The 16,420-nt window shown below is 33.4% G+C and carries 17 protein-coding genes and 1 riboswitch; of the genes, 10 read left to right on the plus strand and 7 right to left on the minus strand.

What is annotated here, in order from left to right; genetic code table 11:
- The first annotated feature begins 60 nt into the window (after positions 1-60).
- From ssp1_RS02870 to ssp1_RS02890, 5 genes are all read left to right on the plus strand, one after another.
- Positions 61-1,182, plus strand: coding sequence for an amidohydrolase (locus ssp1_RS02870; protein WP_107535875.1), 1,122 nt, complete (start codon positions 61-63; stop codon positions 1,180-1,182).
- 90 nt (positions 1,183-1,272) lie between these two features.
- Positions 1,273-2,154 carry an SDR family oxidoreductase gene (locus ssp1_RS02875; RefSeq protein ID WP_002451970.1) on the plus strand — a complete coding sequence of 294 codons (882 nt, stop codon included), beginning with the start codon at positions 1,273-1,275 and terminating at the stop codon, positions 2,152-2,154.
- Positions 2,155-2,401: 247 nt separating this feature from the next.
- Positions 2,402-2,974: a hypothetical protein gene (locus ssp1_RS02880; RefSeq protein ID WP_075778188.1), complete on the plus strand. Its 573-nt coding sequence runs from the start codon at positions 2,402-2,404 to the stop codon at positions 2,972-2,974.
- A gap of 53 nt (positions 2,975-3,027) precedes the next feature.
- A riboswitch (SAM riboswitch) is annotated at positions 3,028-3,125 on the plus strand.
- Positions 3,126-3,204: 79 nt separating this feature from the next.
- On the plus strand, positions 3,205-4,500 hold the full coding sequence (locus tag ssp1_RS02885; RefSeq protein ID WP_037552513.1) for a Na+/H+ antiporter NhaC family protein: 1,296 nt from the start codon (positions 3,205-3,207) through the stop codon (positions 4,498-4,500).
- Between the two features lie 199 nt (positions 4,501-4,699).
- Entirely contained in the window at positions 4,700-5,212 is a 513-nt protein-coding gene (locus tag ssp1_RS02890; RefSeq protein ID WP_002451973.1) for an SRPBCC family protein, read from the plus strand.
- Positions 5,213-5,299: 87 nt separating this feature from the next.
- Here ssp1_RS02890 and ssp1_RS02895 read toward each other — a convergent pair whose 3' ends face one another.
- The gene (locus tag ssp1_RS02895; protein ID WP_002451974.1) at positions 5,300-6,061 is read right to left on the minus strand and encodes a MurR/RpiR family transcriptional regulator; all 762 of its coding nucleotides are present in this window, start codon (positions 6,059-6,061) and stop codon (positions 5,300-5,302) included.
- Between the two features lie 208 nt (positions 6,062-6,269).
- Here ssp1_RS02895 and ssp1_RS02900 point away from each other — a divergent pair, with 208 nt between their 5' ends.
- A complete protein-coding gene (locus ssp1_RS02900) occupies positions 6,270-7,868 on the plus strand; it encodes an alpha-glucoside-specific PTS transporter subunit IIBC (RefSeq protein WP_002451975.1) in 1,599 nt (532 codons plus the stop codon).
- A gap of 72 nt (positions 7,869-7,940) precedes the next feature.
- On the opposite strand, the gene ssp1_RS02905 is transcribed toward ssp1_RS02900, so the two are convergent.
- Positions 7,941-8,471 carry a hypothetical protein gene (locus ssp1_RS02905; RefSeq protein WP_118828108.1) on the minus strand — a complete coding sequence of 177 codons (531 nt, stop codon included), beginning with the start codon at positions 8,469-8,471 and terminating at the stop codon, positions 7,941-7,943.
- A gap of 317 nt (positions 8,472-8,788) precedes the next feature.
- Between ssp1_RS02905 and ssp1_RS02910 the strand changes: the two genes are divergently transcribed.
- From ssp1_RS02910 to ssp1_RS02920, 3 genes are all read left to right on the plus strand, one after another.
- Positions 8,789-9,715 (plus strand): bile acid:sodium symporter family protein, encoded by a 927-nt coding sequence (locus ssp1_RS02910; RefSeq protein ID WP_075778192.1) that lies wholly within the window; start codon positions 8,789-8,791, stop codon positions 9,713-9,715.
- 90 nt (positions 9,716-9,805) lie between these two features.
- Positions 9,806-10,444: an HAD family hydrolase gene (locus ssp1_RS02915; protein WP_049424086.1), complete on the plus strand. Its 639-nt coding sequence runs from the start codon at positions 9,806-9,808 to the stop codon at positions 10,442-10,444.
- Positions 10,445-10,454: 10 nt separating this feature from the next.
- Positions 10,455-10,643 carry a hypothetical protein gene (locus ssp1_RS02920; protein ID WP_049424085.1) on the plus strand — a complete coding sequence of 63 codons (189 nt, stop codon included), beginning with the start codon at positions 10,455-10,457 and terminating at the stop codon, positions 10,641-10,643.
- A gap of 71 nt (positions 10,644-10,714) precedes the next feature.
- On the opposite strand, the gene ssp1_RS02925 is transcribed toward ssp1_RS02920, so the two are convergent.
- Together ssp1_RS02925 and ssp1_RS02930 are read right to left on the minus strand one after the other, a co-directional pair.
- Positions 10,715-10,897: a hypothetical protein gene (locus tag ssp1_RS02925; protein WP_002451980.1), complete on the minus strand. Its 183-nt coding sequence runs from the start codon at positions 10,895-10,897 to the stop codon at positions 10,715-10,717.
- A complete protein-coding gene (locus ssp1_RS02930; protein ID WP_075778193.1) occupies positions 10,897-11,250 on the minus strand; it encodes a hypothetical protein in 354 nt (117 codons plus the stop codon). Before ssp1_RS02930 ends, ssp1_RS02925 begins: the two co-directional genes overlap by 1 nt.
- 367 nt (positions 11,251-11,617) lie before the next feature.
- On the opposite strand from ssp1_RS02930, the gene ssp1_RS02935 reads away from it, so the two are divergent.
- The gene (locus ssp1_RS02935; protein WP_075778194.1) at positions 11,618-13,015 is read left to right on the plus strand and encodes an amino acid permease; all 1,398 of its coding nucleotides are present in this window, start codon (positions 11,618-11,620) and stop codon (positions 13,013-13,015) included.
- A gap of 186 nt (positions 13,016-13,201) precedes the next feature.
- On the opposite strand, the gene ssp1_RS02940 is transcribed toward ssp1_RS02935, so the two are convergent.
- The 3 genes from ssp1_RS02940 to murQ are packed head-to-tail and all read right to left on the minus strand — an operon-like array spanning position 13,202 to position 16,419.
- Positions 13,202-14,074, minus strand: a complete 873-nt coding sequence (locus tag ssp1_RS02940; protein WP_118828109.1) for a MurR/RpiR family transcriptional regulator — start codon at positions 14,072-14,074, stop codon at positions 13,202-13,204.
- A gap of 1 nt (position 14,075) precedes the next feature.
- Entirely contained in the window at positions 14,076-15,518 is a 1,443-nt protein-coding gene (locus ssp1_RS02945) for a PTS transporter subunit EIIC (RefSeq protein ID WP_107536202.1), read from the minus strand.
- 13 nt (positions 15,519-15,531) lie between these two features.
- A complete protein-coding gene (gene murQ / locus ssp1_RS02950; protein WP_075778197.1) occupies positions 15,532-16,419 on the minus strand; it encodes an N-acetylmuramic acid 6-phosphate etherase in 888 nt (295 codons plus the stop codon).
- Between the last annotated feature and the right edge of the window lies 1 nt (position 16,420).

Genomic DNA, 16,420 nt, shown 5'->3' on the forward strand with positions numbered 1-16,420 from the left:
TGACAATTATGTTAGTATATATAGAAAAATAGTTTTAGGTTGAAAGGGATGGAGATATCAATGACTGGTTATACAGATTACGTGAATTGGCGACGTACATTTCACCAATTCCCTGAAATATCAGAGGAAGAATATGAAACTACGCAACGACTTAAACGTATATTAGAAGCACATGATATAAAAATTTTAGATTTACCGTTAGATACAGGATTAATTGCAGAAATTGGACAAGGGGACCAAATGATTGCGATTAGAACTGATATAGACGCACTACCTATCAATGAGCAAGTTGAACATGAATTTACATCAACCAATCAAGGTGTCATGCATGCGTGTGGTCATGATATTCATATGGCAAGTATATTAGGGGTTGCAACACAATTGAAAGCCCAAGAGAGTGAATTAAATGGTCGAGTGAGAATCATATTCCAAGCGGCTGAAGAGCTAGGTCATGGAGCTAAAAAGGTAGTAGATACAAGGGCATTAGATGGTGTGAAAGCAGTATTAGGATTCCATAATTATCCAACGATGGACATTGGTGACTTTGCTATAAAGAAAGGGCCTATTACGTCTGCTGTAGATCGCTTCGAATTTGAGATTAAAGGAAAAGGGGCACATGCTGCTAAACCAGAACAGGGTAATGACCCAACCGTTGCTTTAGGTCAACTGATTAATAGTTTACAAACGATTGTAAGTAGAAATTTATCTGCTTTTGATAATGCAGTTGTTACTATTGGTGAAATTTCATGTGGAAATACATGGAATGTCATTGCCGATCAAGCCTATGTACAAGGGACTGTCCGTTCATTTAAACCAGAACATAGAGCATATATCGAACAACGAATGAATGATATTGCTGATGGTTTAGCACGAACATTTAATATACAGGTAGATTGCCGATATACACGACTTCCTGGAACAGTAATTAATGATGATGAATTAACTGATATGGCGATAGAAGTAGCAAAAGATATCGGTTATCATGTCTCAATGATGGATTTACCATTAACGATTGGTGAAGACTTTTCAGGTTATACAGAAACGTATCCTGGTGTATTTGCATTCATAGGATCTAATAGTGAGTATGACTTACATCATCCTTTATATGATCCAGATGAGCGTATTTTAGAAAAAGTGCCAACTTATTTTGTGACACTGGCGAAACGTCTTCTGAATCAATAGTCACTATACATTGTATAAAGATAATATGATTAACATCTGGATAACCTTGGGTATATGACAACATATACAAATTGAGGAGATGAATTTAAAATGTCAGCACAAGATCCTAGAAATAAATTCAAATCAACAGACTATGAAAAACAAGAGCAGCCACTTCCAGGCTTGCAAAGTCAATTAACACCTGAACCCGATTGTGGTGAGACATCATACGTCGGACACGGGCGATTAAAAGGATATAAAATGTTAGTCACAGGTGGCGATTCTGCCATTGGACGCGCAGCAGCTATTGCTTATGCTAAAGAAGGCGCAGATGTTGCGATTAATTATCTTCCAAGTGAAGACAAAGACGCACAAGACGTTAAACAAGTGATTGAAGAAGCGGGACAAAAAGCAGTGCTAATACCTGGTGATATACGTGATGAACAATTTAACTATGACATGGTCGAAGAAGCACATCAACAGCTTGGTGGACTTGATAATGTAACATTAGTCGCTGGACATCAACAATACCATGATGATATTCGAGGATTTGATACTCAATCATTTAAAGAGACATTTGAAACCAATGTATATCCAATATTTTGGACAGTACAAAAAGCATTAGAGTATTTACAACCTGGGGCATCAATTACTACAACGTCATCTGTTCAAGGATATAATCCAAGCCCTATCTTACACGACTATGCCGCTTCAAAAGCTGCCATTATCTCATTGACGAAAAGTTTATCAGAAGAGCTTGGCGCAAAAGGTATTCGTGTCAATTGTGTGGCACCAGGACCATTTTGGTCACCTTTACAAATTACTGGTGGACAACCACAACGTAATATTCCGAAATTCGGTAAAAATACACCACTTGGCCGTGCAGGTCAACCTGTTGAACTATCAGGAACATATGTACTTTTAGCATCTGAAGAATCAAGTTATACAACCGGACAAGTCTTCGGTGTGACAGGCGGCATTCAAATTAACTAATGAATAGCAGTTGGTCGATAAAGTGTTAATACTTTATCGACCATTTTTTTGTGACAAATTATATGATAACTATATCCAATTTTATTATGAATTTGGAATAAAAATATGTTTAATGTAAAATAAAAATATAAAATTATTAACCTTTTTAAAGAATGGAATTTAATTAAAGAATACAGATATATCTAAGGGATAGGTAATTTATACGACAAATTGCAATAGAAATCTTATATCTAAAGGAGATAATAACATGGTGAAAGATACGTTTATAAGGATTGCTCCGTTCATAATAGGTATAATCGCTATAGTTGTATTTTCATTATTTACTACGAATCAATGGTTTTTAATCATTTTATTACTTTTATTTGCTTTAACCAATGCATTAAAAAATCTGTATTTTGTTAATAAAAATATTAAAAATCATATCATATGGATTAATAAAACAATCGACCGGTTATTAGGTATTATTATCGGTTGTTTATGGATTGTATTTTTTATGATGATATTATTTCAACAAAATTATACATGGATTACTTTCTTAATTGTATTGGTAACTATGACGTTTGTTTTTTATATAGAAACTAAATTACAAATTGAAGATGATACGCAAAGGAAAAACCATCGAGATTATAAAGTCATCTCTAAACAACGTGAACAACAATTAAAAATACTGATAATTAGTATGACAATCATTTCTATTATTTTAATGATGGTATCACTTTATTTAAAATGGTGGGTCGCCTTTGGTATAGCTATTGCAATATTATTCGTAGTTGCTGTTGCATTAATTATTTATGAAAAATATTTTACGACGAAGTTATAATTTATGATTGACGTCGTAGGAATTATCTTGTAACGTAAACGTTAAATATGAATCACTTATCAAGAGAAGTGGAGGGACTGGCCCTGTGAAGCTTCGGCAACATTGAATCATGTGCCAATTCCAGTAACCTATCTAGGTTTGAAGATAAGGGGATAATCGTTGTAGATGGACCTCTTTTCTTTATTATAAAGTAAAGAGGTATTTTTTTATTTAAGGAAGTAGGTCTAATAATGAAAGAAACAAAAAAGGGTAATGCTTGGGCGTTATTTCCGTTATTATTATTTATGTTGTTATTTTTAGGTGTAGGTATCATATCAGGTGATTTCACGACAATGCCTTTAAATGTTGCGATAACGATTACGGTAATCGTTGCTTTGTTGATGAATCGCAAAGAAAAATTTGCTACTAAAGTTGAAGTGTTTACTAAAGGTGCAGGTCATTCAAATATTATTTTAATGATGCTTATCTTTATTTTAGCAGGCGCTTTTTCAACGACGACAGAGAAAATGGGTGGCGTGACTTCAACTGTAAATTTAGGGTTGTCACTTATTCCTGAAAACTTAATTATAGTCGGTTTATTTATCATTTGTATGTTTGTTTCCATTTCAATGGGAACATCAGTAGGTACAGTAGCAGCAATTGCACCGGTAGGATTTGGATTTGCACAAGCTACAGATGTATCTGCAGCTTTAGCTATGGCTACAGTTGTTGGTGGCGCTATGTTTGGAGATAATCTTTCTATGATTTCTGATACTACGATAGCGGCTGTACGTACACAACATACGAAGATGAAAGATAAATTTAAAGTAAACTTTAGAATTGTTTTGCCAGGTGCGATATTAACCATAGTTGTACTATTTTTCCTAACAAATGGAATTTCCATGGATCATTCTAAAAGTTATGATTTCCAATTAGTTAAAGTCATTCCGTATTTATTGGTGTTGATACTAGCGCTAGTTGGTGTCAATGTGATTATCGTCCTTATTGGTGGGACAGTTTTATCTGGAGTCATTGGCCTTATTGATGGCTCATTTGGTTGGAAAGGATTACTAAGTGCTGTATCTAAAGGAATTATAGGTATGGAAGATATTGCTATGATTGCCTTATTAATTGGTGGTTTAGTAGGACTTATTCAACATAATGGCGGTATAGATTGGTTGTTAAATGTAGTCAGAGGTCGCGTGAAATCTAAACGAGGAGCTGAAATAGGCATTGCCAGTTTAGTAAGTGTGGCAGATATTGCAACAGCTAATAATACTATTTCAATCATTATGTCAGGACCATTAGCTAAAAATATTGCAGATGAATATGATGTTGATCCACGTAAATCAGCTAGTATTTTAGATATATTTGGTGGGTGTTTCCAAGGCTTATTACCATATAGTCCTCAAGTGATTTCAGCTGCAGGAGTAGCGGGCATCTCACCATTCTTACTCGTTCCTTATAGTATTTATCCTATCATGCTTGGTGTATGCGGATTGATTGCTATTTTAATTGGTTATCCAAAATTAAAAAACAAAGCATAAAACGATTATAAACTGAGACGATTTAGTCTCGGTTTTTTAATTGATAAATAGAACAATACAGAGAAAATGTTTCAAGTCAGTGTTTTAATGGTAAACTAGACTAAATGTGTAGAAGCGCAATCTTTTTTAATGTATAAATGTTTGGAAGTTTGAACAAATACGTTAAAATAGTATTAAGAGTGAAAGTAGGTGACTGAAAGTGGCAAAGTATAATGTGGAAAATGAATATGTAGAAATTGATATTGAACGTTTATTAAAATATTCACCAGAAACAATTTATGAAGCTTGGACGAAAGAAGATATTCTCAAACAATGGTTTATGACGTCGAAACGTACGAATAAATCATTTGAAGCTGATGTCCAAGAAGGTGGTAAGTATCGTATCGTTGATAGTAGAAATGGTAAACAAAATATTATCGAAGGTACATACGAAGAATTAGTCATGGATGAATTTATTAAAATGACAATAGGTATGCCAGGCTTAAGTAACGAGGAGGATATTATAGAAGTAGAATTCTTCGAACGTGAATCAGGTGGCACCCAAATGTTCTTCTATTATCAATCATATATGGAACGTGAAAGAAGATTAACCAATCTTGAATACAAACAGAAAAAGAAAGAATACCATGATTCAACTGCGCATGGATTTGAACTTATGTTTGACAAAATGAATGCAGTATTAGAAGAAATTGAAGAACAGAAAAATAATTAATTTGAATTAATCAATAGTAATATATAAGCCAGTAAATGAATTTAAGAAAGTTCATTTACTGGCTTTTTATCTTTATAGACAAAATGATTATTTGAGTTCACCTTTTTCTTTCCGTTCATTATATTTTCTGAGCAGTGTTTCAAAGAAAATATGATAACTAATAAAACTTGAATAATCAGTGCCATCATTTAAATAGAATGTATTACTAGATACATACACATTATAATTTGCTTGTTGGGCTAACGTATTATCTTTCATCGTTGTGACTGAGATAAAATATTTTTGTCTCAATTGCAATAGCTGTGTTACTTCTTTTAATTGATAAGTTTCACCAGATAGCGAAATGATAAAGAAAAGGTCTTGCGGTACGGTTTTGTTTAAGACCATTTTTAATTCGTGTTCATCATAAAGAATAATGATGTTTTTATGCATTGTTAATAATATTCTTTGTGCTTCTTCAGCCACATTGATTTGAGCTCTACCCGTTCCATATAAATATATCGTTCCGGCATCATTCATTTTATTAGTTAGTAGCTCATAATCTATACGATCTAAATAATTAAATGTATTTTCAATTTCCTGTCTAAATGATTCGATAGAGTCAGAAGGTAATTGATTTTTCTTTTCACTTTCAAATTTTAAAAATGATTTGAAGTCGCTATAACCATCAAATCCTAATTTTCGTGTAAAGCGATGTATTGTAGCGTTTGAAGCATGTGTATGTTGTGCCAAGTCTTGAATTTTTAAATTTTTACATAAATCAACATGGGTATTAACGAAATTCGCAATTTGTAAATCATTGTCATTAAGTTGATTAAAGTTCGCATTCACACGTTCATCTAGAAACATGACGACACCTCATTTATTAGTGTTGAAAAAATTTTCATCATAAGAAAACATAATCTGATTATACAAAATACTTTCAAAATGCGTCAATGACGTTGTGGTTATGTAAGCGTTTACTATATATTAGAAATAAGATATGACATTGAAAGGAATGATTTAAACTCATTTTCAATGTGGAACAGAAAGAAATTGGGATATGGAGGTTATTATAATGAATGCAATCAAACGTTTTGGTAGTGCAATGATTGTACCTGTCTTGATGTTTGCTTTCTTTGGGATTGTACTGGGGTTTGCAACATTATTCAAAAATCCAACTATTATGGGTGGTTTAGCAGACCAACATACATTTTGGTTTAAATTTTGGTCAGTGATAGAGTCTGGTGGTTGGGTTATATTTAACCACATGGAAATTGTATTTGTAGTAGGGTTGCCACTATCTTTAGCTAAAAAAGCACCAGGCCACGCAGCACTAGCTGCATTAATGGGCTATTTAATGTTTAATACATTTATTAATGCGATATTAACACAATGGCCACATACATTTGGTGCCAATTTAGAAAAAGGTGTTGAAAATGTTACTGGCCTAAAAGCAATTGCTGGTATAGAAACATTAGATACCAATATTTTAGGTGGAATTATTATTTCAGGGATTATTACATGGATTCATAATCGTTATTATAGTAAACGTCTCCCAGAAATGTTAGGCGTATTCCAAGGATTAACATTTGTAGTGACGATTTCGTTCTTTGTGATGTTACCTGTCGCGGCAATTACTTGTGTGGTATGGCCTACAGTTCAACATGGTATTGCGTCAGTACAACACTTTATTATCGGATCAGGATATGTAGGTGTGTGGTTATATCATTTCTTAGAAAGAGTATTGATTCCAACCGGTTTACATCATTTCATTTATGCACCTATTGAAGTGGGCCCTGTCGTTGTCAATCATGGACTTAAAGCGGAATGGTTGCAACATTTAAATCAATTTGCAGAGAGTAGTAAGCCATTAAAAGAACAATTCCCGTACGGATTTATGTTACAAGGTAACGGAAAAGTATTCGGTTGTTTAGGTATTGCATTGGCAATGTATTCCACAACACCAAAAGAGAATCGAAAAAAAGTGGCTGCATTATTAATACCGGCAACACTTACAGCTGTAGTCGCAGGTATTACAGAACCATTAGAATTTACATTCTTATTTATTGCACCATATTTATTCGTATTGCACGCATTACTTGCAGCAACAATGGATACAATCATGTATGGTTTTGGATTAGTAGGTAACATGGGCGGTGGTGTTTTAGACTTCTTAGCTACAAACTGGATACCACTTGGTAAAGAACATTGGATGACATATGTGATTCAAGTGGTTATTGGTTTAATATTTGTAGGTATTTATTATGTATTATTTAGATTTTTAATATTGAAATTTGATATTCCGTTACCAGGTCGTCGTAAAAATGAAGAAGAAGTTAAACTATTCTCTAAACAAGATTACAAAGAGAAAAAAGGCGAAGGCAAGGCATCAAAGTCTCAATCAACTGGAAATGAATATGATGATAAAGCAGCTTATTATTTAGAAGGTCTAGGCGGTAAAGAGAATATTAAAGATGTTACAAATTGTACTACTCGTTTACGATTAACAGTTAATGATGAAAACAAAGTAGAAGACAGTAGTTATTTCACACATAATCAAATGGCACATGGTCTAGTTAAAAGTGGGAAAAGTGTACAAGTCGTAGTCGGTATGTCTGTACCACAAGTGAGAGAAGCATTTGAACACTTAGTATATGATAACGACGGAAAATAAATATATAAAAGGGATTCTGAAACATTGTAGTTTCGGAATCCCTTTTGTTTAATACTTGGATAAGTGGACGAATTATGAAATTCTTGCTTTATTAATCGCCTTAGATTTATATCCTGCTGAAAGAATATCTATGTTACGTGTTGCTACCGTATGTAGTAATTTAGAAAAAATATCAGGAGGACAAATGATACTTGCACAATTTTTATTTAATGTATAGCTGATATCATAATGATTCATATACATATTCATAATATCGATCACTTTGTCTTTGATAAATGCGTCTTGCAAGCCATCGATAGATAATTCAAATCGTTTAGCAGATTGGTACAAACGCTCTGAATCAAGTAATTCGTCTAAGTGCTTTGGTGATAAAATTTGGTAGATGGTAAAGTTATGAAAACTTAAAAAGGTAATAAAGTAAGGTAATTGTTGTTTAGGTAAGCTGACTTCTAAAGCGTACATACCTTGTTGTTTAAAGATTTGGTATTGAAATGATTCACAAAACTTAAGTTGTTTACAAAGCTTTGTTAAAGATTTGCGTGATGATCGCGACTTTAAATCTGCGATATTGATGATATAGGTTTCAAATTTGTATATCAACATGTTATGCCTCCCAATTGCTAACATTCGTACGTGGCTCAAATAATATATGGTTAAGTAGGATATTTGTTTTTTATTTCGTTAAATTGATTGTACCACGCTTCTTTTTGATATTCACTAGGACTTTTGAATGAAGGTTAAGTAGAATATAGATGAGAAGCTAGTGAAATCAAGTGTATCATGGTGTATAGCATTTTATTAAAATCTCATTACAAAGAATTGATACATCTTAAAATATCGAAAAATTCTGAAAATAATATTGTTCATACTTCTGTGTTGTGATAATATTTGTCATTATTAATGATAAAGGATGTGTTTATATGTTGGACCGTATGAGTCAATTTGCGACTAAGACATTTATATTTTGGATGTTAGTGGCAGCTATAATCGGTTTTGTGTTTCCATCACAATTGTCTATATTAGGAGGATTTGTCCCTTACTTATTAGGTGTTGTCATGCTAGGAATGGGGATGACGATTGATCCCAAAGATTTTAAGATTGTTTTACAATCACCCAAACCTGTCATTATCGGAGTGATTTTACAGTTTACGATTATGCCAACATTAGCTTTTCTGATTGCCAAAGGTTTTCATTTGCCACCAGAGATTGCAATTGGTGTCATTCTAGTTGGTTGTTGTCCAGGAGGAACATCTAGTAATGTCATGAGTTACTTAGCTAAAGCAAATGTAGCATTATCTGTAGCAATTACAAGTGTTTCAACACTGATTGCACCTTTTGTCACACCAGCACTGATTTATCTTTTTGCGCATGAATGGCTAAATGTATCATTCACAAGCATGTTGTGGTCTGTTGTTCAAGTGGTACTTATTCCAATTATCATTGGATTTATTTTCCAAAAGATAGCGCACCAATTTGCTCATAAAGCAGCAACAGCATTACCACTCGTGTCTGTTATTGCGATTTCACTTATACTGGCAGCCGTAGTTGCAGGTAGTAAAGCACAAATTTTAAAAACAGGATTGCTCATTTTTGCAGTTGTCATATTACACAATGTGTTAGGATATACAATTGGTTATCTATTAGCTAAAGTGTTTAAAATGGATTATCCAGATAAAAAGGCGGTTGCTATTGAAGTGGGTATGCAAAATTCTGGTTTAGCAGTTTCGCTTGCTACCGTTCATTTCAGTCCTTTAGCTGCCGTACCTGGAGCAGTGTTTAGCTTAGTACACAATATTTCAGGGCCTATTCTTGCTAAGTATTGGTCGTCTAAAAGTAAGCGTCTCTAATACACATTTGAGGGAAATGTAAAGAGTGATTATGTTAAAATATGAATCAATGAGCATGTTTAACTTAAGAGAGACAAAGGAGCATATATTATGTACAGAGCAGTTGTATTTGATTTTGATGGTACGATTATCGATACAGAAAAACATCTTTTCGATGTCATCAATAAACATTTAGCAAAACACAACGAAGCACCCATATCGTTAGCATTCTATCGTAGATCGATAGGTGGTGCAGCAACTGAACTTCATCAGTATTTAGAATCATTACTTGGTTTAGAGAAGAAAGAAGCAATATATAAAGAACATAATGATACAAGTAGCCAACTTCCAATGATTGCAACGATTGAAAAATTAATGGCATATTTAAAACAACGTCACATTCCAATGGCTATTGCCACTAGTAGTCATAGAGAAGATATACTGCCTACTTTTCATAAATTAGGTTTAGATGAATATATTGATGTCATTGTAGGGAGGGAAGATGTTTCTAATGTCAAACCTGATCCTGAACCTTATTTAACAGCGGTGCAACAATTGAATTATAATCCAACAAATTGTTTAGCAATAGAAGATTCAGTTAATGGCGCAACTGCTGCCAATTTAGCTGGATTGGATGTCATCGTTAACACTAATGTGATGACAGAAGAACAAGATTTCACTTCAGTGAACTATATTGCCAAAGATATAGATTTTGATGATATTGTTCAACGATTTTTTGAAGTGAAATAGGAGGTGTGTCATGTTATACACGATTCTTTTTTTTATAGCGGGCCCACTTATTATTGGGATAGGTAATTTAATCTTAGGTCCGATATTTAATAAACGTGTCCCATTTCATGTGCATGTAAGATCATTTGTAGTAGGAACAGTTATTTATTTGATTTTAGCTACAATTGGATACTTTCTATTATTACAAGGTAAACTATAAAAAAAAGCCCGTTTCAGATTGAGATCATTAACTCATTTAGAAACGGGTTTCTTCATATATCAAATAAGTTGCTACATGACTTTTAATAGTAATGTAACTAAAATTAGTACGATCAAAATCGCATCAATACCAACCATTATGGCAAAACGTGTTGTCTTTTGACCTTGTGATTTTGCTAATTTCATGGCTTTATAATTCGGTATAAAACTTATAATTAATAAAATTAAAATGATGACGCCAATCAATACTGACATTAACGTTGACCTCCATTTCGTTTTTCAATATATTCCCAAATAAAACCAGCTAAGATACCGATAACGATTCCTATTATAACGCCTATTTGAATCTGTGATATCAATGCACCAATCATTAAACCAATAATGATTGCTATAGGTAATGTAGTACCAAATTTTATTTTTCTCTCTGGAGAATCTAAAACAGTAAAAGCAACTACATAAATTAAAAAGAATGCAACTGCAGCTAATATAGATTTACCAATAAGTGGTATTAAATTCGGGTGTTTAACTGAAAAATAATTGAGTAAGAAAAAGATAATTAAAAATATAGCTGAAATTTTAAATGCTTTTTTAATTAATGTTTGACTCATAACGAACTCCTTAATGATGATATGAAAAGTATATCATAAACCATAATTGTAGAAACGTTAAAGATACTTAATTGGATATATAAGTAAGACTTTAAATCATCTAAATAAGAAAATCTAAAACAGTAACTGTTATCCTATTTCAAAATTAAAAAAGTCTTGTATGATGTTCTTTTTAATAAAAATTATAAAATAGGTTGTTTATTGTAAATGTAGTAAAATTGCGGTTTTGCAAAAGACTGTTATGTCAGTTTTGTAAGCGATTTCAATAAATTGTTAAAATATTGTTTCAATTTCGTCATTTTATAGTATAATTGCGTAAATAAGATTATTATTATTTTATCTTAGTAAAAAGAGGTGGGTTATTGTTATGGAGAATAATGAATTAAAAAGGGGATTGAGTGCACGTCAGATGCAAATGATCGCACTTGGCGGTACGATTGGTGTAGGTTTGTTTATGGGAGCAACAAGCACCATTAAATGGACTGGACCATCAGTGATATTTGCATATTTAATTGCGGGTATATTTTTATTCTTAATTATGCGAGCAATGGGAGAAATGATATATATTAATCCGACAACGGGTTCATTTGCTACGTTTGCAAGTGATTACATACATCCAGCAGCAGGTTATATGACCGCTTGGAGTAATATATTCCAATGGGTTGTTGTTGGTATGAGTGAAGTAATAGCAGTAGGAGAATATATGAATTATTGGTTCCCGAACTTGCCAGCTTGGATTCCGGGAATTATAGCAGTTCTATTATTAACAGCAGCTAACTTAGTATCCGTTAAAGCATTCGGTGAATTTGAATTTTGGTTTGCATTGATTAAAGTTGTAACTATTATTTTAATGATTATTGCTGGATTTGGATTAATTTTATTCGGAATTGGAAATGGAGGACACCCTGTCGGGATTTCTAATTTATGGTCACACGGTGGATTTATGCCAAATGGTATTGTAGGATTCTTCTTTGCATTATCTATTGTCATTGGTTCATATCAAGGGGTAGAATTAATTGGTATTTCAGCAGGAGAAACAAAGGATCCACAAAAAAATATTGTCAAAGCAGTTAATGGTGTCATTTGGCGTATATTAATTTTCTATCTAGGCGCTATCTTTGTTATCGTATCAGTTTATCCGTGGGATGAATTAGGAAACATCGGTAGCCCATTCGTAGCAACATTTGCTAAAGTAGGGATTACATTTGCAGCTGGATTAATTAACTTTGTTGTATTAACAGCAGCAATGTCTGGTTGTAACTCAGGTATCTTCAGTGCGAGCCGTATGATTTATACATTAGCACGTAAAGGTCAATTACCTAAGATATTCACTAAAGTAATGAAAAACGGAGTACCATTATATACAGTATTAGCGATTTCTACAGGTATTTTAATTGGTGCATTATTAAATGTTATATTACCAATGTTCATAAAAGGTGCGGATAGTATTTTCGTATATGTATACAGTGCATCTATTTTACCTGGTATGATTCCTTGGTTTATGATTTTATTTAGCCATATTCGTTTTAGAAAATTACATCCTGAAGAAACGAAAAACCATCCATTCAAAATGCCTGGTGGTATGGTGGCAAGTTACTTAACAATTGCATTCTTAGTTATTGTTCTAATTGGAATGTTATTTAATAAAGAAACAGTAGTTTCTGTAGTGATTGGTATTATATTCTTAGCTATCGTTACTATTTATTATTTCATTAGATATAATAAAGCAGAACAACAAGCAAGAAAAAATAATACATTAAAATAGTGTGAATTTTAGAGAGGTTGAGACATAAAGTTTTTGTGCTTTGGGAAACCGATTAACGGGGGCCTTAAAGAAGGATTTTCTGTAGGAAATCCTAAACGCTTTTGTCCTAACCTCTTTTTTCTTTCGAGCTATAGAATTGAAAAAGATACAGTCTAGACACTCATTAATGTCTAAACTGTATCTTTTTTAATGCTTAAAATCAATATTTGAAAGATGCTTTCTATAATTATCTAATGCCATTTTTGATTGTGTAATGAAGTCTAACGACGATTGATAATTAAGTGCTATATAACGATAATACAGTATATCAATCGTAAACATTTGTGCAAATAATGATGTAGTCGCATCCATTCGCATTTCATTTTCGTCAGATTGTCCATAATCTAATACAATATCTGACATTTGTGAAATAATATTTTTTGATGAACTTGTAATTGTAATAATTGGAATATGATAGTCTACTACAACTTTAGCAATGGCTTGCATTTCACTTTGCATTCCATTATTAGTGATGAAAACCACACAATCTCGACTATTACAAGACGCTAACATAGTAGTGAAAATATGTGTCTCTTGTACAAGTTGTACATTCATTCCAATGCGAGATAGCTTTTGATATAAATCAGTTGCAACGACAAATGAAGCGCCATAACCATATATGAAGATGCGATTCGATTGTTTGAATTGATCACAAATACGATCAATGGTTTTATCGTTCAGTGCTTCATTGGCATTATTCAAAGCGCCTTTAGCACGTGAATGCATCTTCTTTTTTAGCGACGCTGTACTCTCATTGTCTACTAATTCCACATTATAGACCGTTGTTTCTTTTGGTAAATATTTAGATAAGCCAATTTTTAATTCGTGGAAACCACCTTCAGTGACTTTTTTGCTAAATCGAATAATTGAAGATGGACTTGTATCTAGTTCTTGTGCTAGATCTTGGGAATTCATCTGCACAACATGGTGTGGTGCATTCAAAATATAATTTGCTATTTTTTTCTCATTTTTTGTTAAATAGGGATACTGGTTATCTATTTCATATAAAATGTTTGTCATTTTAATCACCCAGTTTATTAGAGTTTCTCATTTCTTTTGTTGTTCCGAATAAATAAGTCATGATAAATCCACCGATATAAGCTGACAGTAACCCAGCTATATAACCTAAATACATATTATCTGATATCAGCGGTAATAGAGATAAGCCACTAGGTCCTACAGCTTTAGCTCCGATATGGCCAATGCCACCAATGACGGCCCCTCCAATACCTCCACCAATACAAGCAGTGAAGAATGGTCTTCCAAGTGGTAAGGTAACACCGTAAATCAGTGGTTCACCAATACCTAAGAAACCAACAGGTAATGCACCTTTTAATGTGTTTCTCAGTGGTTGATTATGTCGACATCGAACCCATAATGCTAATGCAGCACCAACTTGACCCGCACCAGACATTGCAGCTATTGGTAGTAAATAGGTTGCACCAGTACTGTTTATGAGCTCAATATGAATTGGCGTGAAAATATGGTGAAGACCTAACATCACTAATGGGAGGAAAAATGCACCAATGATAAATCCACTAAAGATGCCACCAACGTCTATTACCCAATTGACGACATGAACTAAACCATCTGATACAAACCCAGCAATTGGCATTATAATGAAAATAGTTAATAATCCAACCCCGAGTAGTGAAAGTGTTGGTGTGACAATAATATCAATAGCATTTGGTGTTACTTTATGTAGTTTTTTCTCAATGATACTTAGTATCCAAACAGCAAATATAACACCTATAATGCCACCTTGACCAGCAACGAGTGGTTCACCTGTGAAAATATTTTGAATTGGATTTTCATCAGTAAGACCGGTTAATAGTGTTGTACCACCAATAACACCACCTAAACCAGGCGTCGCGCCAAATACTTTAGCACTATTAATACCAGTGAAAATGGCTAAATATGCTAACATACCGTCTTTAATCACATTTAATATAGTTACGAGTTGTTTCATAAAATCCCCAGAAATCATATGGGCAGTAAGCATATTGTTGAGCACAGCTGCAATACCACCGATTAAACCTGCACCAATAAATGCGGGGATTAAAGGAATAAAGATATTTGAAATTGATTTCAAGAAACGTTGCCACTTACTTTGTTTCCTTGATTTTTGGTAGTGCTTTTTATTTTCTTTTGCAAGTACTTTCGCTTGAGATTGATAACTTTGATTGTCCGAATAGGAGATATCTTCACCTAACGGTACATGGCTGTAATCTGCCATATGTCCTGCTACTTTCTCTACTACTCCGGGACCCACAATGATTTGAAGTGTTTCATCTTCAACGATGCCTATGACACCTTCTATTTGATGTAATTCATCATAATTAACTATATCTGGATTCTTAATGGATAACCGCACTCTAGTCATACAATGCATGATACGCTGTATATTACGCATTCCACCTACCGCATTGATGATTTCTTGTGCGAGTCTGTCTTCTTTACTCATAGAATTAGCCCCCTTAACCTTTGATGGCTTGCTTAATCACTCCATTATGTTTTAATAATTTGTTTTGTGCATCATCTTTAGTTGTGTCACATAAATACATCACAACAGCAGTTTTAATGTTTTGATCGGCTTTTTCATAGAGTAACTTGGCTTCTTCGTCATTTAAATCACATATATCTTTAATAATTCGAATTGAACGTTGAATTAATTTTTGATTTGTTGGTTTCAAATCGACCATTAAGTTATCGTAAACTTTACCAACACCAATCATCGTCATGGTAGATATCATATTGAGGATGAGTTTTTGGGCAGTGCCTGATTTTAAGCGAGTTGAACCGGTTAATACTTCTGGTCCAACAGGTACTTCTAATGCATATTGTGATAACTTACTCATCTCACTGTTAGTGTTGCAAGAAAGAGATACGCTTACGGCACCAACCTCGTTTGCAAAGGCTAACGCTGCTTTAACGTAAGGTGTACGTCCACTAGCAGAAATACCTATTACTATGTCTTTTTTAGATAGTTGAATTGCCTTTAAATCATCTTTACCTTGTTCTTCATTATCCTCCGCACCTTCAACAGCTTCTGTCATAGCCTTACTTCCACCGGCAATAATACCTATGACTTCATCGGGTGAAGTATTAAATGTAGGTACACATTCTGCTGCATCTAAAACACCTAATCTACCACTTGTACCTGCACCAATGTATATCAATCGACCATGTTGCTTGAATTTAGAGATCGCTTCTTTGATAACTTTTGTTAATTCAGGAATGATCGGTTCTATTGCTTTAGGAACGAATTGATCTTCGTCATTCATCGCTTTAAGTGCTTCTTGAATTGACATTTCATCTAAATGCATGGTCTCTGTATTACGTGATTCAGTCGTTAAATGATTCAAT

Origin of the sequence: Staphylococcus sp. M0911, from assembly GCF_003491325.1 — a bacterium.
GTDB classification, from domain to species: Bacteria; Bacillota; Bacilli; order Staphylococcales; family Staphylococcaceae; genus Staphylococcus; species Staphylococcus warneri_A.

What these genes read in the sequence shown, in the direction of transcription:
- ssp1_RS02870 (WP_107535875.1), top strand. Translation starts at nt 61, where the DNA reads ATGACTGGTTATACAGATTACGTGAATTGGCGACGTACATTTCACCAA.
- ssp1_RS02875 (WP_002451970.1), top strand. Translation starts at nt 1,273, where the DNA reads ATGTCAGCACAAGATCCTAGAAATAAATTCAAATCAACAGACTATGAA.
- ssp1_RS02880 (WP_075778188.1), top strand. Translation starts at nt 2,402, where the DNA reads ATGGTGAAAGATACGTTTATAAGGATTGCTCCGTTCATAATAGGTATA.
- ssp1_RS02885 (WP_037552513.1), top strand. Translation starts at nt 3,205, where the DNA reads ATGAAAGAAACAAAAAAGGGTAATGCTTGGGCGTTATTTCCGTTATTA.
- ssp1_RS02895 (WP_002451974.1), bottom strand. Translation starts at nt 6,061, where the DNA reads ATGTTTCTAGATGAACGTGTGAATGCGAACTTTAATCAACTTAATGAC.
- ssp1_RS02900 (WP_002451975.1), top strand. Translation starts at nt 6,270, where the DNA reads ATGAATGCAATCAAACGTTTTGGTAGTGCAATGATTGTACCTGTCTTG.
- ssp1_RS02905 (WP_118828108.1), bottom strand. Translation starts at nt 8,471, where the DNA reads ATGTTGATATACAAATTTGAAACCTATATCATCAATATCGCAGATTTA.
- ssp1_RS02910 (WP_075778192.1), top strand. Translation starts at nt 8,789, where the DNA reads ATGTTGGACCGTATGAGTCAATTTGCGACTAAGACATTTATATTTTGG.
- ssp1_RS02915 (WP_049424086.1), top strand. Translation starts at nt 9,806, where the DNA reads ATGTACAGAGCAGTTGTATTTGATTTTGATGGTACGATTATCGATACA.
- ssp1_RS02920 (WP_049424085.1), top strand. Translation starts at nt 10,455, where the DNA reads ATGTTATACACGATTCTTTTTTTTATAGCGGGCCCACTTATTATTGGG.
- ssp1_RS02925 (WP_002451980.1), bottom strand. Translation starts at nt 10,897, where the DNA reads ATGTCAGTATTGATTGGCGTCATCATTTTAATTTTATTAATTATAAGT.
- ssp1_RS02930 (WP_075778193.1), bottom strand. Translation starts at nt 11,250, where the DNA reads ATGAGTCAAACATTAATTAAAAAAGCATTTAAAATTTCAGCTATATTT.
- ssp1_RS02935 (WP_075778194.1), top strand. Translation starts at nt 11,618, where the DNA reads ATGGAGAATAATGAATTAAAAAGGGGATTGAGTGCACGTCAGATGCAA.
- ssp1_RS02940 (WP_118828109.1), bottom strand. Translation starts at nt 14,074, where the DNA reads ATGACAAACATTTTATATGAAATAGATAACCAGTATCCCTATTTAACA.
- ssp1_RS02945 (WP_107536202.1), bottom strand. Translation starts at nt 15,518, where the DNA reads ATGAGTAAAGAAGACAGACTCGCACAAGAAATCATCAATGCGGTAGGT.